Raw genomic sequence first — 25841 nt, 5'->3', positions numbered from 1 at the left:
GCCCCCCGGGCCCGGGGGCGGGACCCGGGCCCGGGCCCCTTCATCCCACAACGAACGAGCCTGGCGGTGCCGGAGGGCCCCGCCAGGCTCGTTTTGTCCGGCTCTTGTTCCGGCGGCTTTAGGCGGGCAGGCCGCCCAGGGCCCGGTGCAGCCGGCGGCTCAGCCAGGCTGCCAGCACGGCCTTGGCCAGGTCCCCGGGGATGAAGGGGAGGACGGCCGCCCCCCAGATCTTCGACCAGGCGGTCCCCGTCACCACCGCCAGCCACGGGGCGCCGGCGGCGTAGACCAGCAGGATGCCGCCGGTCACGGCCGCCACCAGGGCGCGAAGGAAGCCGGCTTCCCCGTCGGGCGACGGCGCCGCCAGCCGGTCCCCGCCAGCCGGCCTCCCGGCGACGGCCGGCCCGGGCCGGCCCTTGGGGAGCCGCCACGCCCCCGGGCGGGCCAGCAGGCCGGTCAGCCCCGCCGCCAGCGGGTAACTCAGGAGGAACCCGCCCGTCGGGCCCAACAGGGGGGCCGGGCCGGCGCTGCCACCGGCGAAGACCGGGGCTCCGGCCAGCCCCAGGAGCAGGTAGGCCAGCTGGGCGGCAAAACCCCACCGGGGCCCCAGCAGCAGGCCGGACAGCATCACGCCCAGGGTCTGGCCCGTGATGGGGACGGGGGTGAAGGGCAGGGGGATCCGCAGGTAGCTCAGCACGGCGGTGAGGCCGGCCATCAATCCCGCCAGGACCAGCGGGCGCAGGCCGGCCACCCCGGCCCCGGCTGGACGGGCGACGGGGACCGTTTCCGCCGGCCCGGGATCACCGCTGGCGGCGACGGGCGCCTCCCCGGCCGCCGGCGCCGAGGCCGCAGCGCGCTGCGGGCCCGACGGGTCCGCAGTCCGTTCGGATGGCATGGGGCTCCCTCCCTTGATACCGACGTGCGGTGAAGAACGGATGCGGTGGGTGACGCGACCAGCGTACCGGCTTGGCCGGCCGTTTGTCAACCATGATGTAATTTAGGTTAACAATCTCCCTTGCCGGGTTCCCGTCCTGCCGGCCGCCGGTCAGCATACCGCCAAGAACCCCGCCGTCCATGTTCGCCACCGGTTGCATCACGGATTGCATTAATATACGAACGGTCGTATACTCATACACAAGTTGCCGGGCGGCCCGGATCCCCCGGGGGCCCCGAACCCCCGGGTCCCGGATCCGCCGGGGGCTCCGGCGCCCGGAAGGGATGGGAAGAGGCGGTGACGGTGCCGGTGCGGGTGGCGGTGTTGGGAGCCAGCGGTTACGCGGGGGGCGAGCTGGTCCGTTTGCTGGTCCGGCACCCGCGGGTGGAGCTGGCGGCGGTGGCCGGTTCGTCCCGGGCCGGGGAGCCGCTGGCCGCGGTGTTCCCCCACCTGCGGGGGATCGTGGCCCTGGACCTCTTGGATGCGGCCCGGCCGGAGACGTGGGTCGACCTGGGCCTGGATGGGATCTTCCTGGCCCTGCCCAGCGGGCAGGCGGCCGAGCTACTGCCCCGGATCTGGCCCGAGGCCCGGGCCCGGGGGGTGCGGGTGATCGACCTCAGCGGCGACCTGCGCCTGCCGGCGGGCCTGTACGAGGCCTGGTACGGGCGGCCGGCGGTGGACCCGGCTCTGCAGGCCGAGGCCGTCTACGGCCTCAGCGAGCTCTTCGCGGACCGGATCCGCGAAGCCCGGCTGGTGTCGAACCCCGGCTGCTACCCCACGGCGATCCTGCTGGCCCTGGCCCCCCTGGCCGTCACCGGCGGCCTGGCGGGCGGGACGGTGGTGATCGACGCCAAGAGCGGGGTCTCCGGGGCCGGGCGGGGCGCGTCGGCTGCGACGGCCTTCGCCGAGGTCAACGAGAACTTCGCCCCCTACAAGGTGGGCCGCCACCAGCACACCCCGGAGGTGGAGCACGTGCTGGGCGGGCTGGCCGGCGCCAGCGTCACCGTGCTCTTGACGACCCACCTGCTGCCGGTGACCCGGGGGATCCTGGCCACCTGCTATGTGCGGCCCCCCCAGGGGTGGTGGCCGGAGGCCCCGGGGGCCGAAGGGGCCGACGGGCTGGGGCCCGCCCTGCAGGGGCTCTACGAGGCCTTTTATAAAGGAAAGCCCTTCGTGCGGGTGCTGCCGCCGGGGCAGGTCCCGGCCATCAAGCACGTTCAGGGCTCCAACCTGTGCGACCTGGGCGTGCATTACGACCCGCGGACCGGCTGGATCACCGTCTTCGCCGCCATTGACAACCTGGTCAAGGGCGCGGCGGGCCAGGCGGTTCAGAACCTCAATCTCATGGCGGGCTGGGACGAGACCACGGGCCTCGACCTGGTGCCCCTCTTCCCGTGAGGGGCGGAATGGCATGGCCGGATGGCGAGGGGAAGGAGCTTGGGGATGAACCAGCGGGACGGGTTGGCAACGTCGACGGCGGTGGCGGCCTCCGGGGTGACGGCGGGGCCGGCCTCCCAGAGCCCGCAACCGGGCGCGGTCGACCAGGGGGGTCGCAGCCGGGCTGCGCAGCCGGTCCCCGTGCCTCCCGCCGGGGAGTACGTCCTGCAGGCCGGCTGGGGCGTCACCACACCGGCCGGCTTCCAGGCCGGGGGATTGCACTGCGGGATCAAGCGCCGCAAGGCGGACCTGGGGTGGATCGTGGCCGAGGCGCCCTGCGCGGCGGCCGCGGTCTACACCCGCAACCGGGTCCACGCCCCCTGCCTGGACGTGACCCGGGACGGCCTGGCCGCCACGGGCGGCTACCTGCAGGCGGTGGTCTGCAACAGCGGCAACGCCAACGTCTGTACGCCCCGGGCGGCGGCCGACGCGGTGGAGATCCAGGCGCTGGCGGCGGCCATCCTGGGCCTGCAGCCCGAGCTGGTGGCGGTCGCCCAGACGGGGGTGATCGGCGAGCCCATGCCGATGGCGGCGGTGCGCCAGGGGCTGGCGGCCCTGCCCCGGGTCACCTCGCCCGCGGGCGGCCATGCCTTCGCCGAGGCGATCCTCACCACCGACACCCGGACCAAGGAGTGGGGCGCCCTGTGCCACCTGCCGGGCGCCGAAGAGGACCACGGGGCCCTCGATCCGGCCCTGTCCTTTCCGCCGGTGGAACCGGCCCCGCTGGGCCCAGCGGGCCCCTCGGGTCCTTCGGTCCTGCCGGCGCCGGCGGGCCTACCCGCCCGGCCGGCCGAACCGGGGCCGCTGCAGCCGGTGGGCCTGGCGGCCGGCGCCGGGGGCCCGGGCGTCCCGGCCGGCGGCAGCCCGGCCCGCCGCGGCCGGTTCGTCCGCATCGGCGGGGCGGCCAAGGGGTCGGGCATGATCCACCCCCAGATGGCCACCATGCTGGCCTTCATCACCACCGACGCGGCCATCGAACCCGCCGCCCTGCAGGCCTGGCTGCGGGAGGTCACGGAGCGGACCTTCAACGCCATCAGTGTGGACGGCGACACCAGCACCAACGACATGGTGATCGTGCTGGCCAGCGGCCGGGCGGGCGGGCCGGCCCTGGCGCCGGGCCGCCCGGGCTGGGAGACCTGGGCGGCGGCGGCGGAAGCGGTCTGCGACCGGCTGGCCCGGGAGATCGCCGCCGACGGCGAGGGGGCGACCCGCCTGATCACCGTGGAGGTGGAGGGGGCGCCCGACGATGCGGCCGCCCGGCAGGTGGCCCGGACGGTGGTCGCCTCGCCGCTGGTCAAGACGGCGGTGCACGGGGCCGACGCCAACTGGGGCCGGGTCCTGGCCGCCGCCGGCCGCTCGGGGGTCGACCTCGACCCCTCCCGGGTCGACGTGGACCTGGGGGCCATCCCGGTCTGCCGCGGCGGGCTCGGGGTGCCCTTCGACGAAGGGGCGGCGGCAGCCTACCTGCGCTCGCCCGAGGTGGTCATCCGGCTCAAGGTGGGCGACGGCCCCGGCCGCGGCCGCGCCTACGGCTGCGACCTGAGCCCCGGTTACGTTCACATCAACGCCAGCTACCGCACCTGAGGGCGGCTGGGAGGGAGGAACCAAGGCATGGCGCTGGAGGCCGTCCGGGTCCCCGCGGTGGAACCGGAGACGGAGCCGGGCATCCGACGGGCCGCCGTCCGGGAGGCCGACCTGGCCCCGGAGGTCAAGGCGGCGGTCCTGACCGACGTGCTGCCCTGGGTGCAGCGCTTCGCCGGCCGGATCGTGGTGGTCAAGCACGGCGGGTCGACCCTGGGCCCGACCCCCGGCCTCAAGGGAGGGCGAGCCGCGGGCGGCGACCCGGCGGGGAACGGCCTGGTGGGCGGCCATCCGGCGGCAGCCGGGCTCCTTCCTCCCGATCCCCTGGGCGGCGACGCCGTCCTGCGGGATGTGGCCATGTTGCGGGCCCTGGGCGTCCGGCCCGTGGTGGTCCACGGCGGGGGCAAGGCGATCACGGCCTGGCTCGAGCGCCTGGACCTGCCGGCCCGCTTCGTCGACGGGCTGCGGGTCACCGACGCCGCCACGCTGGCGGTGGTCGAGATGGTCCTGGCCGGCCAGGTCAACAAGGCCCTGGTGACCGGGCTCAACCAGGCGGCCGGCCGGCCCCTGGCGGTGGGCCTCTCGGGCTGTGACGGCGGGCTGCTGACGGCCCGGCCCAAGCGCCCCGGCGGCCGGGACCTGGGGTTCGTCGGGGAGATCGTCGCGGTGAACACCGGCTTCCTCAAGCAGCTGCTGGAGGCCGGGTTCGTCCCGGTGATCGCGCCCCTGGCCGTCGGCGAGGGGGGCCAGCGTTACAACGTCAACGCCGACGACGCGGCGGCGGCGGTGGCCGGCGCCCTGGGCGCGGAGAAGCTGGTCTTCCTGACCGACGTGCCTGGGGTGATGGCGGACCTGGACGGCGACGGCCAGGCGGAGACGCTGTCGACCCTGGACGCGGCGACGGCCCAGGCCCTGATCGCCCGGGGCGAGATCCGCGGCGGCATGGTGCCCAAGGTGCAAGCCGGCCTGCGGGCCCTGGCGGCCGGGGCGGGCAGCGTTCACATCATCGACGGCCGGCGGCCCCACGCGCTGCTGGTCGAGCTGTTCACCAGCGAGGGGGTCGGCACCATGGTGGTAGCCGGAGGGGAGGGGCACGGCGCATGACCTCCGAGGGGAGCCCAGCGAAGGCGACCGGGGCGCCGCCCCACCTGTTCCCCAACTACCGGCGGCTGCCCGTGGCCTTCGTCCGCGGCCAGGGCGCATGGCTCTACGACGAGGCAGGCCGCGCCTGGCTCGACTGCACCAGCGGCATCGGCGTCACCGTCCTCGGCCACGCCCATCCCGCGGTGACGGAGGCCATCGGGCGGCAGGCGGCCGAGCTGCTGCACTGCTCGAACCTGTACCGGATCCCCCAGCAGGAGGAACTGGCCCGGCGCCTGGCCGGGCTGACGGGCCTGGACTGCGCGTTCTTCTGCAACAGCGGCGCCGAGGCCAACGAGGCGGCGATCAAGCTGGCCCGGCGCTACGGCTGGCTGCGCCGGGGCGGCGGTGCCGGCGCGGCCCCCGAGATCATCGCCTTCACGGGCAGCTTCCACGGCCGGACCCTGGGCGCCCTGGCCGCCACCGGCCAGCCCCACTACCACGAAGGGTTCGGCCCGCTGCCCGCCGGCTTCCGCCACGTGCCCTTCAACGACCTGGAGGCGGTGGAGGCGGCCATCACGCCCGCCACCTGTGCCATCCTGGTGGAGCCCGTCCAGGGCGAGGGCGGCGTGGTGCCGCCGGCCCCCGGCTTCCTGGCGGGCCTGCGGGAGCTGTGCGACCGCCACGGGCTGCTTTTGATCGCCGATGAGGTGCAGACGGGCTGCGGCCGGACGGGCACCTTCCTGGCCATGCAGGGCGAGGGCGTGCGGCCCGATGTGGTGACCCTGGCCAAGGCCCTGGCCAATGGCGTCCCCATCGGCGCCATGCTGGCCGACGGGCGGCTGGCGGAGGTGCTGGGACCGGGAACCCACGCCTCCACCTTCGGTGGCAATCCCCTGGCGGCGGCGGCCGCCCTGGCCACCCTGGAGGTGCTGGAGCGGGAGGACCTGCCGGCCCGGGCGGCCACCCTGGGCGCCCACCTGCGCCAGCGCCTGGAGGCGGTGGCCCGCCGCCATCCCGGATGCCAGGAGGTGCGGGGCCGCGGGTTGATGCTGGGCCTGGTGCTGGACGGCCCCGCCCAGCCGGTGGTGGAGGCCTGCTTCGCCGAAGGCCTGCTGGTCACGGTGGCGGGGGGCCGGGTCGTGCGGTTCCTGCCGCCCCTCACCATCACCGCCGCCGAGCTGGACGAGGCGGTGGACCGCCTGGAGCGCGCCCTGGCCCGGGCGGGCCGTTGAGAGACGGGAGGGAGAACGGTGCCATCCTGGACGAACGCGGCTCCGGCGCGGGCGAGCTCGGGTTCCCTGGCCGTCCCGGCCGCCGGGCTCCCCGAGCCCCTGCCCGCCCTTTCGGGGCGGGACTTCCTGACGCTCAGCGACTTCACCTCCGACGAACTGGCCGGGCTGCTGGACCTGGCCGCCGCCCTGAAGCGGGACTGGCAGGCCGGCCGGGCCGGCGAGCCCCTCTACGGCAAGACCCTGGCCATGATCTTCGAGAAGCCCTCCACCCGGACCCGGGTGTCCTTTGAGGTCGGCATGCAGCAGCTGGGCGGCCGGGTGCTCAACCTGAGCCCGCGGGAGCTGCAGCTGAGCCGGGGCGAGACCCTGGCCGACACCGCCCGGGTCCTCTCCCGCTACGTCGACGCCCTGATGGTGCGGGCCTATTCCCACGCCACCGTGGAGGAACTGGCCGCCGCGGCCTCGATCCCGGTGATCAACGGGCTGACCGACCTCTACCACCCCTGCCAGATCATGGCCGACCTCTTGACGATCCGCGAGCACAAGGGGCGGCTGCAGGGGGTCACGGTGGCCTACGTGGGCGACAGCAACAACGTGGCCCACACCTGGTTGCTGGGGGCGGCCCTCCTCGGCCTGCGCCTGCGGCTGGCCTGCCCGCCGGGGTACGAGCCCCATCCCCAGGTGCTGGCCATGGCGGAGGACCTGGCCCGGGGCACGGGGGCCGTCGTGGAGGTCCTCCACGATCCGGTGGCCGCCGTCCGCGGGGCCGACGTGGTCTACACCGACGTCTGGACCAGCATGGGCCAGGAGGGGGAGGAGGCGGACCGGCGGCGGGCCTTCGCCCCCTACCAGGTGAACGAGGCCCTGGTCGCCCACGCCAGCCCCGATTACATCTTCATGCATTGCCTCCCCGCCCACCGGGGCGAGGAGGTGACCGCCGGGGTGCTGGACGGCCCCCATTCGGTGGTGTGGGACCAGGCGGAGAATCGCCTCCACGCGCAGAAAGCCATCCTGCTGGCCCTCTTGAGCTAGGGCCTCCGGTGGGAGACGGACCAGGACGCAGGGGGAGGGACGCCGTCGTGGCGGAGAAGATCGTGCTGGCGTACTCCGGGGGCCTGGACACCTCCGTGGCCATCCCCTGGCTGAAGGAGACCTACGGCTACGACGTGATCGCCCTGTCGGCCGACGTGGGCGAGGGCAAGGATCTCGAGTTCATCCGGCGCAAGGCCCTGCAGGTGGGCGCCGTGGAGGCCGTGGTGGTCGACGCCCGGGAGCGGTTCGCCCGGGACTTCGTGCTGCCGGCCCTGCAGGCCAACGCCCTGTACCAGGGCCGCTATCCCCTTTCGGCGGCCCTGTCCCGGCCCCTGATCGCCCAGCTGCTGGTGGAGACCGCCCGCCGCTACGGGGCCACCGCGGTTGCCCACGGCTGCACGGGCAAGGGCAACGACCAGGTCCGGTTCGACGTCTCCGTGGCGGCGCTGGCGCCCGACCTCAAGGTGGTGGCGCCGGTGCGGGAGTGGGCCTGGTCCCGGGATGAGGAGATCGCCTATGCCCGCCGCCACGGCATCCCCATCCCCGTCACCGAGGAGAACCCCTTCTCCATCGACGCCAACCTCTGGGGCCGCAGCTGCGAGGCCGGCGTGCTGGAGGACCCCTGGGCCGAGCCGCCCGACGCCGCCTACGCCATGACGGTGGCCCCCGAGCAGGCGCCGGCCGAGCCCGAGTACGTCACCCTGGCCTTCGAGGCGGGCGTGCCGGTGGCCCTGAACGGCGAGCCCCTGGGCCTGGTGGAGCTGATCGAGCAGCTCAACCGGCTGGCGGGCCGCCACGGGGTGGGCCGGATCGACATGATCGAGGACCGGCTGGTGGGCATCAAGTCCCGGGAGGTGTACGAGGCCCCGGCCGCCGTGGTGCTGGTGGAGGCCCACCGGGCCCTGGAGGCCCTGTGCCTGCCCCGGGAGGTGCTGCACTTCAAGCCGGTGATCGAGCAGCAGGTGGCCCAGGTGATCTACAACGGCCTGTGGTTCTCGCCCTTCAAGCAGGCGCTGGACGCCTTCGTGGCCGAGACCCAGCGGTACGTGACGGGCGAGGTCCGGGTCAAGCTCTACCGCGGCACGGCGACGGTGGTGGGCCGCCGTTCACCGGTCTCCCTCTATCGCCACGAGCTGGCCACCTACTCGCCCGGCGACCGGTTCGACCACCAGGCGGCGGTGGGATTCATCCAGCTGTGGGGGCTGCCGACCCGGGTCCACGCGGCCGTGCACGGTTCGGCGGTGGAACCCGGCCCGGCGGCCGACCGGGCTCCGCTGCCCGCCGGGCGGTCGGAGTAAGGGTGGGGCAGGTTCCTCGGGCATGGCGCGGGAGCAGGGCCCCGGCGCGGGGGGAAGGGTGGTCGGGCTGGGCATCGCCCGGCGGGCGGGGGCGCCCGTGGAAGCCGTCCCTGCCGTCCGGGCGGTGGCGGGACGCGGCCTGGAAGGCGATCGCTACTTCCTGGGCACCGGCACCTGGCAGGGCTGGCCCGATCCCCAGCTGACCCTGATCGAGGAGGAGACGGTGGCCGCCGTGGCCGCGGCCCTGGGCCGGCCCCTGGAGCCCCTGGCCCTGCGGCGCAACGTGGTGACCCGGGGGGTCCGCCTGGAGGCCCTGATCGGCCGGCCCTTCCGCCTGGGCGACGTCTGGGTGGAGGGCATCCGGCCGTGCGATCCCTGCGGGTACCTGGAGGGGCTGGTGGCGCCGGGGCTCAAGGCCGCCCTGGCCGGTCGCGGCGGCCTCCGGGCCCGGATCCTCACCTCGGGGATCATCCGGGTGGGGGACCCTGTGGTGGTAGGCGACCCGGCCGGAGCGGCTCACCCGCCGCCGACCCGGGGCGGGTCCGGCCGGGCGGCCGTCCCCTGGCAGTCCGAAGAGTCCGCAGAGGCCTAAGCTCCCGGGGCGATGGAGCGTGTCGACGTCCAAGGGGAAGCGCGTGCAACGTGTATAAGAGGACGCGCTGGACGGCGAAGGAGGGAAAGACCCCTTGCCGGATCACGCCGACCTGCCCTCTTCCCATCCCGTGCCCCCTCCTGCCGGCGAGCCCCGGCCTCGTGCGGGGACGCCGGTTGCCGCCGGGGCGGGGGATCCCGGGGCGCCAGGGGCTGCCGCGGCCCCGGGGGCGCCGGCCAATGCCAAGCCGTGGGGCGGCCGCTTCACCACGGCCACCCACCGGGCCGTGGAGGCCTTCACCGCCTCCATCGACGTGGACCGGCGGCTGGTGGAGGTGGACATCCGGGCGAGCCAGGCCCACGCCCGCATGCTGGGCGCCTGCGGCGTCCTGGCCCCCCAGGAGGCCCGGGCGCTGGTGGAGGGGCTGGAGGAGGTGCGCCGCCGCCTGGCCAGCGGCGAGTTCGTCCTGGACCCGGCGCTGGAAGACGTGCACATGAACGTGGAGCACCTGCTGGGCCGGGTGGTCGGGCCCCTGGCCGGCAAGCTCCACACCGGCCGCAGCCGCAACGACCAGGTGGCCACCGACATGCACCTCTATATGAAGGAAGCCCTGGGCCGCCTGATCGCCGCCGTGCGGGACCTGCAGCGGGCGCTGGTGGACAAGGCCGAGGCCCACCTGGACGTGATCATGCCCGGCTACACCCACCTGCAGCGGGCGCAGCCGGTGCTCTTCGCCCACCACCTGCTGGCCTACTTCTGGATGCTGGAGCGGGACGCGGGCCGGCTCGCCGACGCCCGCCGGCGGACCGACTGGTGCCCCCTGGGCGCGGCGGCCCTGGCCGGGACCGGTTTCCCCCTGGACCGCGCGATGGTGGCCCGGGAGCTGGGGTTCGGCCGGGTCTACCCCAACAGCATGGACGCCGTCAGCGACCGCGACTACCTGCTGGAGTTCCTGGCGGCGGGCAGCATCCTGGCGATGCACCTCTCGCGGCTGTGCGAGGAGCTGGTGCTCTGGTCGTCGGAGGAGTTCGGCTTCGTCGAGCTGGACGACGCCTACTGCACCGGCTCCAGCATCATGCCCCAGAAGAAGAACCCCGACGTGGCCGAGCTGGTTCGCGGCAAGACGGGGCGGGTCTACGGGGCGCTCTTTGGGCTGCTGACCGTGCTCAAGGGGTTGCCGTTGACCTACAACCGGGACCTGCAGGAGGACAAGCCGGGCGTCTTCGACGCCCTGGACACCCTGGAGGCCGCCCTGCCCCTCTGCGCGGGGATGATCCGCACCATGCGGGTGCGGGCCGACCGCATGGCCGCCGCCCTGGAGCGGGACTTCTCCGCCGCCACCGACCTGGCCGACTATCTGGTGGACCGGGGGGTGCCCTTCCGGGAGGCCCACCGCATCGTGGGCGAGCTGGTGCTGGACTGCATCCGGCAGGGCCGCCGCCTGCAAGACCTGACCCCGGACGAACTGGCCGCCCGCTGCGACCGGTTCGGCCCCGACGTGGTAGAGCGCCTCAGCCCGCGGGCCGTGGTGGCCGCCCGGCGGCTCTACGGGGGCACCGCCCGGGAGGCGGTGGAGCGGCAGCTGGCCGAAGCCCGGGCCGCGCTCGCACAGGCCGCGGGGGAGGGTCCCCCTGCCTAAGGGGGCGCACGGCGTTCCCAGCGTCCTGCCCGGCTCGCCCCCGCTCCCGCTTCTGGGGCCGGCCCCGCCCCCCGGCCGGCGGTCCGGGGGTACGGTCCGTGTCCCGTTTCGGTAGGTGAGGGTCGAGGCAAATAGAAGAGGCCTCACCCCGAGGCGCGGCCCCGTTGGATCTCGCCACCGGCCCCGCTATGCTAAGAACGTTACCAAGACGCGGCACCTGGCCCGGATCGCCGGCGGCGACGGGTTCCGGGGCCGGAGTCTGCCTGGGGTGGGTCCCGTGGGGCGAGGGAAGCGGCGTGCGACCGTCCGGATGGCCGTCGACCCGGCGGCGGTTTACGTGGTCTACCGGTTCGGCATGGCCTTCCTGCTGGCCACGGCCCACACCGTGGCGGCCCTCTACCGCATCCAGCAGGCCGGCCTCGATCCCCTGGAACTAGCCCTGGTCGGCACCATGCTGGAGATCACCGTGACCCTCTGCGAGGTGCCCACGGGCATCGTCGCGGACCTGTACGGCCGGCGGGCTTCGATCCTGGCGGGGCTCGTCCTGATCGGCGCCGGCCTGCTGGTCGAGGGGGCGGTGGCCGCGCTGCCGGCCATCCTGCTGGGCCAGGTCCTTTGGGGCCTGGGGTACACCTTCACCAGCGGCGCCGACGCCGCCTGGATCGCCGACGAGGTGGGGGAGGAACGGGCCCGCCACCTGTACGTGCGGGGCGCCCAGGCGGCCCAGGCGGCCACCCTGCTGGGCATCGGCGCCAGTGTGGCCCTGGGCAGCCTGCGGCTGGATCTGCCGTTACGGGCGGCCGGCCTCTCCTTGTGGCTTCTGGCCGGCTTCCTGGCCCTGGCGATGCCCGAGCGGGGCTACCGGACGCGGCTCCAGGCTCGTGGGTCGCTCTGGCAGGGGATGGGCGGCACCTGGCGGCGGGGGTGGCGGGCGGTGCGGGGGCGGCCTGGCCTGGACCTCCTGCTGGCCATCGGCGTGTTCTACGGCCTGGCCAGCGAGGGATTCGACCGCCTCTGGCAGTTCCACCTCCTGACCCGGTTTCCCCAGGTGGCGGGAACGGGTCCGGGGACGGCGCCGGGGATGGGCCCCGTGGTGTGGATCGGGCTGCTGACCGCCGGTGCCATGCTGCTGAGCATGGGGGCCGCGGAGCTGGTGCGGCGTCGCGGGGTCGGCGACCCGGGCCGGGTGGGGCGGCTCCTCCTGGGCATCAGCACCCTGCTGATCCCCAGCGTGGCGGGCTTCGGCCTGGCGGGGTCCCTGGCCATGGCGGTGAGCTTTTACTGGCTCACGGCGTTGCTCCGAGAGACGTACGATCCGCTCCAGGTGGCCTGGGTCAACCACGGGCTGGATCCCGGCGCCCGGGCCACGGTCCTCTCCATGGTCGAGCAGTTCCATTCCTTCGGGGAGATCATTGGTGGACCCGTGCTGGGCGGCATCGCGGCGGCGGTGGCGGTGGAGGCCGGCATCGTCGCCAGTGCGGCCTTCCTGGTGCCGGTGGTGGCGATGTACATCTGGTTGGTGCGGGTGACGCCGGCGATCGGACACCGGGGGACTCCGGCCACCGCGGCGGGACAGCCCGTGGAGTCGAAGGCGGCTTCGGAGGCGTAAGGCCGAACGAACCCGCACGGCCTGGAGCAGCCCGCACCGGTGGGGTGGGCCCGGCCCCTTCCACCCGCCGGGGTCCACCGGGTCAAGGCCGTCCGGGCCTCAGCGGGGCTGGCAGGCGGGCTCCGGGCCGTAATCCCAGGGGATGCCGCGTTCCTCCAGCAGGCGACGCACCCGGCCGGTGGGCAGGGCGGGCACGTGGTGGCCGTCGCGGCCCGTCATGGGGCGGGCTGCCACCAGGGCCCGGATCACCGCCTCCTCCGTGGCCGCCGCAGCCGCCTCGAAGAAGGGATTGAGGTAGGCGCCCTCGTCGGGCAGGTAGGGCGGGTAGCGGCGGGCGGTGCTGAAGGCCAGGACGAAGTCGCCGCTGCCGTGCCAGTAAACGGTGCCGGTGCGGGCCAGGCCGGCCGCGGCCCGGCGGGCGATCCGGCCCAGCTGGCGGGAGGTCAGGGGCGCGTCGGTGGCCAGGACCACCACCACCGAGCCGCCCTCGCCGGTGGGGCCGGGTGTCTCGGCAGGCGTGCCCGGGGCACCGGATACTGCTGCCTCCGCCGCACCGGGCGGGGTGCCGGTGGGGGCGGCGGTTGTGCCGCCCATGGGGGTGGCCGGTCCCCCTTCGCCGCCGGCGGCGGCGCGGGCGGGCGACGGCGCCGGTTCGTCCGACGGTTCGTCCGCCGCGTCCAGCAGCCGGCCCACCGGCACCCCGGCGATGGTCAGGTCGCGGCGCCGGCCGAAGTTGGCCAGGACCAGGCAACCCAGGGTGACGGGCTCCTCCCCGGCGCCGGGCAGGGGGGAGGGCCAGACCCGGGAGGCGGTGCCGATTCCACCCTTGAAGCCGTAGCACACCATGCCGGTCCCCGCTCCCACGCTGCCCTCGGCCACCGGGCCGCCGGCAGCCGCCGCCAGGGCCTCTGCCACCTCCCGCGGGCCCACGTGCCGCCCCCGGATGTCGTTGAGCCAGCCGTCGTTGCACTCGCCGGCGACCACGTTGACCGTCGGCGCCCGGACCCCGATGTCCGGGTGGGCGGCCAGGATGTGGTCGACCAGGGCGTCGGCCGCCCGCCAGATGGAGAGGGTGCTGGTCAGCAGGATCGGCGTCTCCAGGCGGCCCAGCTCCATCACCTGGGCCAGGCCCAGGGCCTTGCCGAAGCCGTTGATCACGTGGGCCGCGGCGGGGAACTTGGCGTCGTAGATCGAGCGCAGGTCGCCGGGGGGCAGCACCACCGTCACGCCGGTGCGGGCCGGCCCCTGGCCGGTCCGCAAGGGGCCCTCGCCGCGGATCACCGTGGCGTGGCCGACCCGGACGCCGGCGACGTCGGTAATGGCGTTGTGCGGGCCCCGTTGCATCGCGGGTGGGGGCGTCATGCGCCTCGCCTCCGGGCGCTTTTGCCGGAGAGGGCGGAGACGGGCCCGCCCCGGGCGGCCTCGCCGTCCACCAGCTGCCGGGCCCGCCGGAAGATGGCGTCGAACATGGCCTCGGTCAGCACCCCGGTCTGGGTGTTCTGGCGGCTGGGGTGGTAGCTGGCCAGCAGGACCGGCAGGTTCCCGGGGGGCGTCGCCCCAGGGGCCCCGGCGTCGCGGGCCGCCGCCCCGCCGGCATGGGCGTCCGCCGGCAGCCAGCGGTACTCGCCGCCGTGGCGGAAGCGGGGCTTGCCCGGCCGCCGGTTCGTCCAGGGGGACGGGGCCGGGGACGGCGTCGGCAGCAGGCCGGGCGGGCTACCGCCCCCTGGGTCACCGCCCCCCGGTTCGCCGCCCACTGCAGGCTCCTGCCCTGGCTCCACCTCCACCGGCCAGCCGTAGCCCCGTTCCCGCATGCGCCGCAGCACGGCCTCGAAGGCGATCTGCCCCAGGCAGACGATCACCCGCAGCGCCGTCAGGGTCTCCAGCTCCCGGTCGAGGTAGAGGCTGCAGGCGGCCAGTTCCTCCCGGGACGGCCGGTTGTCCGGCGGGGCGCAGTGGCAGGCGGCGGTGATGTAGGCGTCTTGAAGCCGCAGGCCGTCGTCGCGGTGGGTGCTGGTGGGCTGGCTGGCGAAGCCGGCCCGGTACAGGGCGCGGTACAACCAGTCGCCCGACGCGTCGCCGGTGAACATGCGGCCCGTCCGGTTGGCGCCGTGGGCGGCGGGGGCGAGCCCCACGATGAGCAGCCGGGCCCGGGGATCGCCGAAGCCGGGCACCGGGCGCCCCCAGTAGTCCCAGTCCCGGTAGGCCCGGCGCTTGATCCGGGCGACCTCGGCGGTGTAGGCGACCAGCCGCGGGCAGCGGCGGCAGGCGATGACGTCCCGGTGGATCCGGTCCAGGGCCGCGGCCGGATCGGCAGGCGGCGGGGACGCGCTCGGTTCCCTCGTGGCCGGTTCCTTCATGCCGCTATTGTAGCACCGCGAAGGTCGCGCCGGCCGCGGGCCCGGCAAGCCCGGTGTGCGGAAGCCGAGGGGGATCACCCGCCCCCGCCCGGCAGGAGTTGGAACCTGTCCGCCGTATTCCATCGGATGACGGGGGATGCATCGCGGTTTCGTTCACCGTCCAGCCACCCCACGACGCCTTTCGCCAGCGCAGCGGGAACCGGCCCGGGAGCCAGCCCGGCGGCTTGGCCGCCGCGGTGGGCCCCGGGGAGGCGCGGGGCCGGTTCGTCCTACGGAGAGCTCCAGGCCTGCAGGGCCCGGGACCCATGACCGTTGGGGCCCACCACCCGGCCGCAGGCGGGCGGCTTCTCCGGTGCCGGCCGGCGGCCGTCACCCGGTCCCCATCCCCCAAGCGGATCCGGTGGGTCCTCGTCCCGCCGGGTTCAGGATCCGTCATGCGGGCGTGGGCCCGTGAAAGGAGGTCGGGCGGCGTCATGGCAGGGACCGGCCCGGAAGCGGCCGGCCAGCGGGTGCCGGTGACCCTCAAGGTCAACGGCCGGACCTATACCCGCGAGGTGGAGCCCCGCACCCTCTTGGTCCACTTCTTGCGGGAAGAACTCGGCCTGACCGGCACCCACGTCGGCTGCGACACGTCCAACTGCGGCGCCTGCACGGTCCACCTCAACGGCCAGGCGGTCAAGTCGTGCACCGTCCTGGCGGTGCAGGCCGACGGCGCCGAGGTGGTGACCATCGAAGGCCTGGCCCAGGATGGCCGGCTCCACCCGGTCCAGGAGGGGTTCTGGGAGCAGCACGGCCTCCAGTGCGGCTTCTGCACGCCGGGCATGATCATGGCCGCGGCGCACCTCCTGGAGGTCAACCCGAATCCCACGGAGGAGGAGATCCGCCGCGGCCTGGAAGGCGTCCTCTGCCGCTGCACGGGTTACCACAACATCGTCCGCGCGGTTCAGTACGCGGCCCGCCGCCTGCAGGAACGCAGCGCGGCCGCGGACTGACCCCGGTCGCCGGCGAGGGGGTGAAGACGGTGCCGGTCGCAGGCATTGGCGCTCGGCTGAAGCGCAAGGAAGACCCCCGCTTGATCACGGGGTCGGGCACCTACACCGACGACATCAAGCTGCCCAACATGGTCCACATGGCCGTGGTGCGCAGCCCCCACGCCCACGCCCGGATCCGGCGGATCGACACCGCGGCGGCCCGTTCGGCGCCCGGCGTGGTGGCCGTCCTCACGGGCGAGGAGCTCAAGGCAGGCCTGATGGCCCCGCTGCCGTGCGCCTGGCTCTACGAGGGGCTGAAGAACCCGCCCCACTGGCCCCTGGCCATCGACCGGGTGCGCCACGTGGGCGAGGGGGTGGCCGTCGTCGTGGCCGAGACCCGGGCGGCGGCCAAGGATGCGGCGGCCCTGGTCGAGGTCGACTACGAGCCCCTGCCCGCGGTGGTCGATCCGGAGAAGGCCATGGAGAGCGGGGCGCCCCTGGTCCATGACCAGTTCGACACCAACGTGGCCTATACGTGGGAGGCCGCCGGCGGCGACGTGGAGGCCGCCTTCCGCGAGGCGGACGTGGTGATCCGCCAGCGGCACCTGCAGCAGCGCCTGGTGCCCATGGCCCTGGAACCGCGGGCGGTGGTGGCCGACTGCCACCCGGCCACGGGCGAGCTGACGGTCTGGAGCACGACCCAGATCCCGCACCTCTTGAAGGTCAACCTGTGCGGTATCCTGGGCGTGCCCGAGCACCAGATGCGGGTCATCGCGCCGGAGGTGGGCGGCGGCTTCGGGGCCAAGCTCAACGTCTACCCCGAAGAGGTCATCGTGCCCTATCTGGCCAGGAAGCTCCGGCGCCCCGTCAAGTGGGTGGAGGATCGCCGGGAGAACTTCGTCACCACCATCCACGGCCGCGAGGGCATCATCGACGTGGAGGTGGCGGCCCGGCGGGACGGCGAGATCCTGGGGATGCGGATCAACTGGATCTGCGACCTGGGCGCCTACAACCAGCTCAACACGCCCTACATCCCGATCCTGGGCCTGATCGTCTCGCCCGGGCCCTACCGGCACAAGCACCATGCCATCAAGATCACCGGCGTCTTCACCAACAAGACGCCCACCGACGCCTACCGCGGCGCCGGCCGGCCGGAGGCCACCCACTTCCTGGAGCGGACCATCGACCGGCTGGCGGACGAACTCGGCCTGGACCCGGCCGAGGTGCGCCGCAAGAACTTCGTCCGCAAGGACGAGTTCCCCTACACCAACCCCGTGGGCATCACCTACGACTCCGGCGACTACCACACCGCCCTGGACAAGGCCCTGGAGGCCGTCGGGTATGAAGACCTCAAGCGGGAGCAGGCCGAGCGCCGGCAGCGGGGGGACCGGCTCCAGCTGGGCATCGGCATCTCCAGCTACATCGAGGCGTGCGGCCTGGCGCCCTCGGCGGCCCTGGCGGGGACCTTCTACGGCGGCAACCTGTTCGAGTCGGCCCAGGTGCGGGTCCACCACACCGGCAAGGTGACGGTCTACACCGGCTCGTCCGCCCACGGCCAGGGCCACGAGACCGCCTGGTCCCAGATCGTGGCCAGCGAGCTGGGCATCCCGCCGGAGGACGTGGAGGTGCTCCACGGCGACACGGGTCGCGGGCCCATCGGATTGGGCACCTACGGCAGCCGCTCGGCGGCGGTGGGTGGCATCGCCCTCTACCAGGCCTTGCAGAAGGTCAAGAGGAAGGCGGCCCTGATCGCCGCCCACCAGCTGGAGTGCAGCCCGGAGGACCTGGAGTTCGTCGACGGCCAGTTCCGGGTCAAGGGCGCGCCCCAGCGGGCGATCAAGTTCACCCAGATCGCCGCGGCGGCCAACCTGGGCTCCCACATCAACTTCCCGCCCGGGCTGGAGCCGGGGCTGGAGGAGACGGCCTTCTGGCAGCCGGAGAACTTCACCTTCCCCTTCGGCACCCACGTGTGCGTGGTGGAGGTGGACACCGAGGACGGCCGCACCCGCATCCTGCGGTACGTGTGCGTGGACGACTGCGGCAACGTGATCAACCCGCTGCTGGCCGAGGGCCAGATCCACGGCGGCATCGCCCAGGGCATCGCCCAGGCGCTGTATGAGGAGCTGGTCTACGACGAGAACGGCCAGCCCCTGAACGCCTCGCTGATGGAGTACGCGGTGCCCACGGCGGCCGAGCTGCCGTCCTTCGAGTCCCACTTCACCTGCACCCCCTCGCCGGTCAACCCGCTGGGCGTCAAGGGCATCGGTGAGGCCGGCACCATCGCGGCCACGCCGGCGGTGGTCAACGCCATCGTCGACGCCGTCTCCCACCTGGGGGTGCGGCACATCGACATGCCCTGCAAGCCCGAACGGGTCTGGCGGGCGATCCAGGAGGCCCAGCAGGCGGCGGCTGCCGCGGAAGGGGGGGAGGGGCGATGATCCCCAGCGCCTTCGCCTATCACCGGCCGGAGACCCTGGATGAGGTCTTCGAACTCCTGGGGCGGTACGGGGATCAGGCCAAGCTGCTGGCCGGCGGGCACAGCCTGCTGCCGGCGATGAAGCTGCGCCTGGCCCAGCCCCAGGTCCTGATCGACCTGGGCCGGGTCCGGGAACTGTCCGGCATCGCGGTGGAACCGGACGGCACCCTGCGCCTGGGGGCCCTGACGACCCATCACCAGGTGATGACCGATCCCACCGTCCGCCGGCACGCGCCGCTCCTGGCCGAGGTGGCCGCGGTCATCGGCGACATGCAGGTGCGTTACCGCGGCACCGTGGGCGGCAGCGTGGCCCACGCCGACCCGGCGGCCGACTACCCCGCGGCCCTGCTGGCCCTGGAGGCGGAGATCGAAGTGGCCGGGCCCGGTGGGGAGCGGGCGATCCCCGCGGGGGAGTTTTTCTTCGGCCCCTTCCTCACCGCCCTGCAGCCGGATGAGGTGGTGACGGCCGTCCGCATTCCGGCGGCTGCCGGCGGGGACCGGGGCTGGAGCTGGGGGTACCGCTACCTGAAGATGGCCCGCCGGGCGTCGGACTTCGCCCTGGTGGGCGTGGCCGCCGCCGTGGCCCGGGACGGGGAGGGGGCTGCGGCGGCGGTCCGGGTCGCCCTGAACGGCGTGACGGGGGCGGCCTACCGGGCGTCGGCCGTGGAAGAACACCTGACGGGCCGGGTGCCGACGGCGGAGCTGCTGGCCGAGGCGGCCGCCCGGGCCGTCGACGGCGTCGACGTGGACGGCGATGCCCTGACGTCCGCCGAGTACCGGGCCCACCTGGCCCGGGTGTACACCCGCCGGGCGCTGGCCGAAGCCTGGCAGCGGGCCGGCGGGGAGGAGGTCATGGCCGCGGACTGAGGGCCGTCCCCCGGGGAGGGCAAGCCCGAACAAGCCACGGGCCGGGGCTTTGAGCCCCGGCCCGTGGCTTGCAGGGGTGCAGGGGAGATCCTGGGCGATCGGGCCCCCTCAGTCGATCACCTTGACCTCCAGCTTCATGCCGGGCAGCTTCGCCTTGTTCTGGAACAGGTAGTGGGCGATGATCTTGGCGTCCTCGATCACCACGCCGGGCGCCGACATGGACAGCGGGCTGCTGCCCCGCTGCTCGTCGACCACCTGCTCGTTGAAGGAGATGGAGCCGGCCTCCTGGTAGGTCATGTCCTGGACCAGGCCGCTGATCTCCACCGGCGAGGCGGTGATGCTGACCCGCACCGTCTTGCCGCCCACGTTGAGGTCCTTGTACAGGTGCAGGTTGGTGATCACCAGGTGGTCGATCTTCGCCCGGGCCATGGGGACGCCCGCGGCGTCGTCGGTGTCGTTGGTCACCGGCAACATCTGAAAGCCCTGCCCCTCCAGGCGGTCGAACTCCAGCATGACGCCGCCGATCCCGGCCAGGGGCGCCGCCAGGGCGATGCCCTGGGACATCATGACGAACAGCATGGCGCCCAGCACGGCCATGGAGAGGCCGAAGGTGACCCAGAAACGGCGCCGGGAGAAAGTCCCGGTGGTCACGGCGTATGGCATGGGGCCATCCCTCCCTGATGTGACGTCCCGTCCTCCGTCGTCCACCGGCGCCCGGCCGGACGGGTCCGGTGCCGGTCGCCGGTCGTCTCGCCCTACCCGGGCCCGCCGGGGCCCTTTCCCCGATCAGGGGTCCTTACCGTACTCAGGGACCCTTGCGGAGCAGGCCGCCCAGCCCGGCCGAGCTCAGCAACCCGCCCAGCAGGGGCAGGAGACCGCCTTCGCCACTTCCGTCGCCGGCCCCGTCTCCGGTGCCGGCTGCACCCGTGTCCCCCGTGGTTCCCGTGGCCGCCTCGGAGCTCCCGCCGGACGAACCGGTCCCACCCAGCAGGCTCCCCGCCAGGTCGGCCAGGTCCGGCCAGTAGCGGCCGCAGTCACCGGCGAGCTGCAAGGCGGCGGAGGGCACGCTGCGAGCCTCCACCAGGCCCAGGTCGACCAGGCCGTCCAGCAGTTCCGTCGCCGTCAGCGAGGAATCGCCAGCCAGCGGCTCGAGGTCACGCTCCGCCAGGTCCAGGGACCCGGCGACGCAGGCCAGGGCCGGGCTGAGGGCCGGCAACGCCGGCTGCACCGGCAGGGGAAGGGCCGGCTGGTCCGCACCCGATTCGCCGGGCTCCGCGGGGGCGGCCGGGGCCTCCGGCGCCTCGGGGGCCGGTTCGTCCGCGAGACAGCCGGCCACGGCCTGGGGATTCAGGTCGCGCAGGGGGGCGACGGCTCCTTCCAGATCCCCCTGGCGCAGCGCCGACAGGTCCAGGAGGGACAGCGGATCCTTCGGCAAGGCCTCTTCAAGGCACGCCACCAGGTCACGGGCCTCCTCGGGAAGCGGCAACGGCGGCACCGGCGGCGAGGGGATCCGCGGCTTCGGCAACGGGAGGTCGGGCAGCGGCGCCGACGGCAGGCCGGGGCCGGGCAATCCGGGCAGGGGCAGGTCGCCTCCGGGCAGCCCGGGCAGCAGTCCGGCCCGCTCCTGCTGCTGCCGGTCGCGGCGCAGGTCGTCCAGGTCGCGGTACTTGCCGTGGAGCATGGCGGCCTGGCGCTCGACCCGCTGGATCCGGTCCCGCTGGGCCAGGTCGGCCGGATCGGTGACGAAGCGCATCACCGCGCCGGGGAGGACCGCCGTGCCGGTGTGCATCCAGGTGGCCCGCATGCCCATGTCCCGCACCCGCAGGGTGACCTGACCGCCGCTTTCCAGCAGATCGAGGACGAACTGGATGGGGTCGGCGGCCTGGGCGGCCCCCGGAATGGTCCCGATCAGGGACAGCAGGTCCGTGCGCATGGCGGTGTCGGTGACCCGGGCGACCCCGCTGCTGGTGATCTGCAGGTACAGGGGCGAGCCCTGGCTGAGATCCTGGGTCAGGGCCAGGTTGTGGATCTCGGCCGACTCGAACCGCACGATCACCTCGAAGGGGCCGGCCCCGGGCTCGGTGACGGGCATGACGCTGGCCCCGCGACCGACCATCTCGTCGGCGGTGACGATGAAGTAGCGGTCGGGCACCAGAAGGTCTTCCAGGCTGGCCGGGGCAGGGCTGGCGGCACCCGCCCGGGCGGCGGCCACCAGGAGGAGCACGGCGACCAGGGCCAGGGCGGGCAGCCCCCGAGCCAGCCGGTGGCGCCGGCTGTGCCCTGCGGCCGCCCCGGGTCCCGGTTCCCCGTCGCCGCCCGGTGTCCCACCGGCGGTCCCGCCGGCGCCCCCACCGGTGGAGGGGGCGAAGGGCGCCCGGAAGGCCCCCTGACGGTGGCGGGCACCCTGGACCCGGCGGCTGGGCCATGCTCGCCCCAGGCTGCGGCCGGGGATGCGGGGTTGGTCCACGCTGTCACCCTCCTTTCTCCCGCAGGGTGGGCCGGTTCTGGGGGAAAGGGGGTGTTGCGGGCGACCCGCACCGGCGCCTCCAAGGGGCTCCGGACCAGCCGGCCCGGCGACCGGTGGGCTGATCGCCGGCGGGCCCGCGGGCCGGCCCACCCGTGGCCGCCGGGGTTGCCGGTGGCCTGCGGGACGGAATGGGACCGGCTGCCGGCTCCGGTCCGCCGCGTCGACCGCCCGGTCGGTCGGGACGGGCGCCTGCCGCTGCTGCGAAGACGGGAGTGCGGTGGGCCGTGGTTGACGCCGTTCCCCCAGAACGGTTCACTAAGCGGATTCGGCGGGGGGGCCCGCCTTATGAGGGTCGCCGCGGGTGGCTGCGGGTCGCCGAGGGATGGCCGCGGGCGACCGCGGGGCACCACTGGTGGCTGGGGGGCGCCGCCGCTGGCCGCGGGTCGCCGCGGGGTGGTAGCGGGTCGCACGGGTGGCTGCAGGTCGCCGCGGGATGGCCACGGGCGGCCGCGGGGCGCCGTGGGTAGCTGCGGGTCGCCGCGGGGGGCGCGGGTCGCCATGGTACGGAGGGGCGCGCGACAAGAGGGCAGCGGCGGCCGGGCGAACCGGGCCGATCAGGAGCCGGCCGGGACCGGCAGCCCCGCGTAAGCCGCCACCGCCGCCGCCACCTGGCGGGCCAGCCCCAGGCTGAGGGACAGGCCCTCCAGCCCCAGTCCCGCCAGGACGAACAGGCCCTCGGCGCCGCCCAACGGCGCCACGGGGCCCGCGAAGGGCAGGCCCTCCGGTCCCCGCAGGTCGATCAGGGTGCGGGTGCGGTCCAGCTCCGCCTCGCCGGGCAGGTCGAACCGGGTGACCAGGTCGTCCACCAGGGCCACCAGCTCCTCGAAGGAGGGCGGGGCCCAATCCCCCTCCAGGCGGGCTGCGGCCAGGAGGGTCCGGGGCTCGAGGCCCAGGACGAACTGCCAGATCAGGGAGCGGCGGGTGTACACGGCCGGCGCCACCGCGGCGGCTTCCGGCAGGCGGAAGGGGATCACCACGTCCTTCACCGGGACGAACCGGCCGGCGAAGCCGTCGGGCAAGCCCTCCAAGGCCAGGCTGTCGGTGCGGGGCCCCGGCGCCAGGACCAGGGCGGCGGCGGGCAGCACCTCCGGGCCGCTGCCGGCCCGCTCCGTCCGGACCCCGACCACCCGGCCGCCCCGCAGGACCGGTTCCACCACCCGGGTGTGGGTGAGCAGCCGCAGTCCCCGGCGCCGGGCCAGCAGCAGCATGGCGTCGAGCAGCAGCAGGTGGTCGAGGAAGGCTGCTCGCTCCGGCTTGTCGTCCAGGGCGGCGAAGGACAGGCGGACGGGGGAGCGGGGGTGCTCGTGCTGGGCGAGGGCGAAGGCCCAGGTGATGCGGGCGGCCTCGTCCAGCCGGGGGTGGCCCAGGAGGGCCTTGAGGACGCCCACGGCGGTGCGGGTCTCGCCGAGACCGGGGAACTCCCCGTCGTCGACCAGGACCACGGGGAACAGGTCCTGCAGGGCGAAGGCCACGGCGGTGCCGGCGATGCCGCCCCCCGCCACCACCACGGGCGGGCGGGGGACCGCGGACCCGTTGGCCCCCGGCGTGGCCGCTGGGCTGGGGCCGGGCCGGTTGGCGGCGGTTGCAGGTGCGACGGGCACGGGCACGGGCTTCATGGGGTGATCGAACCGGCTCCTTCCCTCTGGCCGGGCGGGCCGGCGGCCGCCGGTTCCTCCCGGGTCCCTTCTAAGGATGCCAGGAAGCGCGCCGCCCAACCATGGACGTCCAGGGCGGCCACCCGCTCCTTCAGGGCGGCCCGCCGGGCCTCCCACCGCCGGCGGCCGCGTTCGTCCGCCAGGGAGGCCAGCACGTCGTGGAGGGTCTCGGCCAGCCCGTCCACATCATAGGGGTTGACCTGCACCGCCTCGGGCAGCAGCGCCGCGGCGCCGGCCAGGGTCGACAGGATCAAGACCCCATTCTCCGTCACCCAGGCGTACTCCTGGGCCACCAGGTTCATGCCGTCCCGCAGGGGCGTCACCAGGGCGGCGTCGGCGGCCAGGTAGAAGGCCGTCAGTTCCCGCGGGGTGAAGGCCCGGTAGAGGTAGCGCACGGGCATCCACCCGTCCTGCATGTAGGCGCCGTTGATCCGGCCCACCTGCTCGTCCACCCGGCGTTTGAGCTGGCGGTAGGACTCCAGCCGGGTCCGGCTGGGCACCGCGATCTGATACAGGGTGGCCTGCCCGCGCCACTGGGGGTAGCGCTCCAGCAGCCGTTCCCAGGCGTCCAGCCGCTCCGGGATGCCCTTGGTGTAGTCCAGGCGATCGACACCGACCAGGACGAACCGGCTCGCCGCCATCCGGCGCCAGCGGGCCGCCCGCTCCCGCACCCGGGGATCGGCGGCCCAGCGGCGGAAGCGATCGGTGTCGATGCCGATGGGGTGGGCCTCGACGCGGATCCGCCGCCCCTGCCAGAGCACCGCCTGGCCGCGGACCGCCGCGCCGGGGAGGAGCCGGCAGGTGGCGAGGAAGTTGTCCACGTACTCCGGGGTGTGGAAGCCGACCAGATCGGCGCCCAGGACCCCCGCCACCAGGTCCGCCGCCCACGGCAGGACCTGCCAGACCTCGGGGGGCGGCCAGGGGATGTGCCAGAAGAAGCCGATGCGCCCGCGGGGGCGGGCGGCCCGCAGCAGGGCCGGGACCAGCATCAGGTGGTAGTCCTGCACCCATACGGCCGTGGCCCCATCGGTCCAGGCCTCCAGCGTCGCCTCGGCAAAGCGGGTGTTGGTCGCCCGGTACGCCTGGAAGAAGTCGCGGCGGATCTCGACCCGGTCCAGCAGGTAGTGGGCCAGGGGCCAGAGGGTGCGGTTGGCCATGCCGTGGTAGGAGCCGGCCACCTCCCGGGGCGGCAGGAAGAGGCGCCGCACGGCGAGGCGAGGGGCAGCGGGCGGGTAGGTGAGGACCGGCCAGGCATCGGCCTCCTTCTCGCCCCAGGCCACCCACGTGCCGCCGCGCCGTTCGAGGACGGGGAGGAGGGCCGTGGCCAGGCCGCCCACCGCGGGCGCCCAGCCGTCTCCCTCGCGGCGCAGGGGCTCACGGTTCGCCACCACGATCAGGGACACCGCCACCACCTCCCCACTGCTCCAGCAGGCGCCGCGCGTCGCGGTACCCGATGTCGTCGGTGACGATCCGGGCCAGCTGCTCCCGGGCCCGGCGCAGGTCGCCCAGGTCGTGGTAGGCCAGGGCCAGCTCGTAGCGGATCGCCTTCAGCGCTTCGGGGTCGCGCCGGAAGCGGGTGGCGGGGCGCAAGGCGGTGACCGCCAGGTCGGGCTGCCCCGCCTGGCGGAAGGCCTGCCCCATGGCCGCGACGGCCCACAGGTAGAGGGGATCCTCCCGGGGGATCTCCTGCAGGACGGCCACGGCCCGGTCGAAGGCGCGGGCCCCCTCGATCAGGATCAGCGCCTTGAGCAGCCGGGCGGGGTGGAACCCGGGATTCAGGGCCAGGGCGCCGTCCAGCTGGGCCACGGCCTCGGCGTGGCGCCCGGTCCGGGCCAGCAGGTAGGCCTGCAGCATGTCGACGCCCGGGGCCGAGGGCAGCTCGACCCGCAGGGGCCAGGGCTGGAACTCCACCTCCCAGGCCACGCGGGCGGGACCGGCCAGCCGGCCCAGGGTGTCGGGGCAGGCGTCGATCCGCAACAAGGCCGCCACCGCCTGGGCCTCGTCGCCCAGCCGCCACAAGGTCAGGCCCCACAAGAGCCAGAGATCGGCCTCCTGGTGGTGGTGGGCGAGGAGCGGCTCCAGGATCCGCCGGCTCTCCTCCCAGCGGCCGGCCCGGAAGGCGGCGGCCGCCTGTTGCCAGGCCCGGACCAGCCGGCCGCCGTGCCACGACAGGTAGGCCGAACCGGCCAGGGCGCCCAGGGCCAGGGGCCAGAGCCAGGGCGTCGCGACGGCGAGGAGCACCAGCACCAGGCCAAGGCAACCCAGGACGCCGGCCGCCGAGCCGCCTTCCAGCTGCCCCTCGGGGTAGGCGCGCACGGCCTCCTGGGCCGGTGACGGCCCGGCCGGGCTGCGTGCACCCCGGCGCCGGGACCGGGGTGCGGCCAGGGTCTTCCGGTAGTACAGGCCGCCCGTGCCGGCGTGAACGTAAGCACCCCGGGGGCCCACGCCGATGCGGGCGCCCCGGGTGCCGACGGAAAGCCCCAGCCCGGACCTGGACAGGTTGAGCCGGACGCCGGGAGCCACTCGAAAGCTCTTGCGCAGGTACCAGCCCATG

General features: G+C 74.6%; 20 protein-coding genes. 12 read left to right on the top strand and 8 right to left on the bottom strand.

The annotated features are described in order from the left end of the window. Window positions 1-118 precede the first annotated feature (118 nt). Complete coding sequence (locus tag ACYQ02_RS00375) at window positions 119-892, bottom strand: biotin transporter BioY (protein WP_460038454.1); 774 nt, start codon at window positions 890-892, stop codon at window positions 119-121. A gap of 336 nt (window positions 893-1228) precedes the next feature. Here ACYQ02_RS00375 and argC point away from each other — a divergent pair, with 336 nt between their 5' ends. From argC to ACYQ02_RS00330, 9 genes are all read left to right on the top strand, one after another. Then, window positions 1229-2329, top strand: a complete 1101-nt coding sequence (gene argC / locus ACYQ02_RS00370; protein ID WP_460038453.1) for an N-acetyl-gamma-glutamyl-phosphate reductase — start codon at window positions 1229-1231, stop codon at window positions 2327-2329. A gap of 45 nt (window positions 2330-2374) precedes the next feature. Further along, entirely contained in the window at window positions 2375-3952 is a 1578-nt protein-coding gene (locus tag ACYQ02_RS00365) for a bifunctional ornithine acetyltransferase/N-acetylglutamate synthase (protein WP_460038452.1), read from the top strand. Between the two features lie 27 nt (window positions 3953-3979). Beyond that, complete coding sequence (gene argB / locus ACYQ02_RS00360; protein WP_460038451.1) at window positions 3980-5053, top strand: acetylglutamate kinase; 1074 nt, start codon at window positions 3980-3982, stop codon at window positions 5051-5053. Further along, on the top strand, window positions 5050-6264 hold the full coding sequence (locus tag ACYQ02_RS00355; RefSeq protein ID WP_460038450.1) for an aspartate aminotransferase family protein: 1215 nt from the start codon (window positions 5050-5052) through the stop codon (window positions 6262-6264). Before argB ends, ACYQ02_RS00355 begins: the two co-directional genes overlap by 4 nt. Window positions 6265-6282: 18 nt before the next feature. Next, window positions 6283-7296, top strand: a complete 1014-nt coding sequence (gene argF / locus ACYQ02_RS00350) for an ornithine carbamoyltransferase (protein WP_460038449.1) — start codon at window positions 6283-6285, stop codon at window positions 7294-7296. Between the two features lie 47 nt (window positions 7297-7343). Beyond that, window positions 7344-8594, top strand: a complete 1251-nt coding sequence (locus ACYQ02_RS00345; protein WP_460038448.1) for an argininosuccinate synthase — start codon at window positions 7344-7346, stop codon at window positions 8592-8594. 22 nt (window positions 8595-8616) lie between these two features. Next, on the top strand, window positions 8617-9186 hold the full coding sequence (locus ACYQ02_RS00340; RefSeq protein WP_460038447.1) for an MOSC domain-containing protein: 570 nt from the start codon (window positions 8617-8619) through the stop codon (window positions 9184-9186). Window positions 9187-9280: 94 nt separating this feature from the next. Next, entirely contained in the window at window positions 9281-10825 is a 1545-nt protein-coding gene (gene argH, locus ACYQ02_RS00335) for an argininosuccinate lyase (RefSeq protein WP_460038446.1), read from the top strand. Window positions 10826-11102: 277 nt separating this feature from the next. After that, complete coding sequence (locus tag ACYQ02_RS00330) at window positions 11103-12434, top strand: MFS transporter (protein ID WP_460038445.1); 1332 nt, start codon at window positions 11103-11105, stop codon at window positions 12432-12434. A gap of 99 nt (window positions 12435-12533) precedes the next feature. On the opposite strand, the gene ACYQ02_RS00325 is transcribed toward ACYQ02_RS00330, so the two are convergent. Together ACYQ02_RS00325 and ACYQ02_RS00320 are read right to left on the bottom strand one after the other, a co-directional pair. Continuing rightward, window positions 12534-13796, bottom strand: coding sequence for a P1 family peptidase (locus ACYQ02_RS00325; protein WP_460038444.1), 1263 nt, complete (start codon window positions 13794-13796; stop codon window positions 12534-12536). Next, window positions 13793-14791: a uracil-DNA glycosylase gene (locus ACYQ02_RS00320; protein ID WP_460038443.1), complete on the bottom strand. Its 999-nt coding sequence runs from the start codon at window positions 14789-14791 to the stop codon at window positions 13793-13795. Before ACYQ02_RS00320 ends, ACYQ02_RS00325 begins: the two co-directional genes overlap by 4 nt. A gap of 473 nt (window positions 14792-15264) precedes the next feature. Between ACYQ02_RS00320 and ACYQ02_RS00315 the strand changes: the two genes are divergently transcribed. Genes ACYQ02_RS00315 through ACYQ02_RS00305 form a run of 3 tightly spaced genes read left to right on the top strand, consistent with a single transcriptional unit; the run spans window position 15265 to window position 19105 of the window. Next, the gene (locus ACYQ02_RS00315; RefSeq protein WP_460038442.1) at window positions 15265-15783 is read left to right on the top strand and encodes a (2Fe-2S)-binding protein; all 519 of its coding nucleotides are present in this window, start codon (window positions 15265-15267) and stop codon (window positions 15781-15783) included. A 29-nt stretch (window positions 15784-15812) separates the two neighbouring features. Beyond that, window positions 15813-18200, top strand: coding sequence for a xanthine dehydrogenase family protein molybdopterin-binding subunit (locus tag ACYQ02_RS00310; RefSeq protein WP_460038441.1), 2388 nt, complete (start codon window positions 15813-15815; stop codon window positions 18198-18200). Next, window positions 18197-19105, top strand: coding sequence for an FAD binding domain-containing protein (locus ACYQ02_RS00305; RefSeq protein ID WP_460038440.1), 909 nt, complete (start codon window positions 18197-18199; stop codon window positions 19103-19105). Before ACYQ02_RS00310 ends, ACYQ02_RS00305 begins: the two co-directional genes overlap by 4 nt. A gap of 108 nt (window positions 19106-19213) precedes the next feature. Here the strand turns inward: ACYQ02_RS00305 and ACYQ02_RS00300 are convergent, their stop codons facing one another. The 5 genes from ACYQ02_RS00300 to ACYQ02_RS00280 form a co-directional block, all read right to left on the bottom strand. After that, on the bottom strand, window positions 19214-19768 hold the full coding sequence (locus ACYQ02_RS00300) for a hypothetical protein (RefSeq protein WP_460038439.1): 555 nt from the start codon (window positions 19766-19768) through the stop codon (window positions 19214-19216). 142 nt (window positions 19769-19910) lie between these two features. Continuing rightward, a complete protein-coding gene (locus tag ACYQ02_RS00295) occupies window positions 19911-21572 on the bottom strand; it encodes a hypothetical protein (protein ID WP_460038438.1) in 1662 nt (553 codons plus the stop codon). A 614-nt stretch (window positions 21573-22186) separates the two neighbouring features. After that, the gene (locus ACYQ02_RS00290) at window positions 22187-23248 is read right to left on the bottom strand and encodes an FAD-dependent oxidoreductase (protein WP_460038437.1); all 1062 of its coding nucleotides are present in this window, start codon (window positions 23246-23248) and stop codon (window positions 22187-22189) included. Further along, on the bottom strand, window positions 23245-24690 hold the full coding sequence (locus tag ACYQ02_RS00285) for an alpha,alpha-trehalose-phosphate synthase (UDP-forming) (RefSeq protein ID WP_460038436.1): 1446 nt from the start codon (window positions 24688-24690) through the stop codon (window positions 23245-23247). The genes ACYQ02_RS00290 and ACYQ02_RS00285 overlap by 4 nt, the downstream gene beginning before the upstream one ends. Then, complete coding sequence (locus ACYQ02_RS00280) at window positions 24662-25840, bottom strand: DUF4236 domain-containing protein (protein ID WP_460038435.1); 1179 nt, start codon at window positions 25838-25840, stop codon at window positions 24662-24664. Before ACYQ02_RS00280 ends, ACYQ02_RS00285 begins: the two co-directional genes overlap by 29 nt. Window position 25841 lies beyond the last annotated feature (1 nt).

Source organism: Thermaerobacter litoralis, assembly GCF_054654595.1.
Note: the sequence above shows the minus strand (reverse complement) of the source record. Positions and strands in the feature narration are given on the sequence as shown.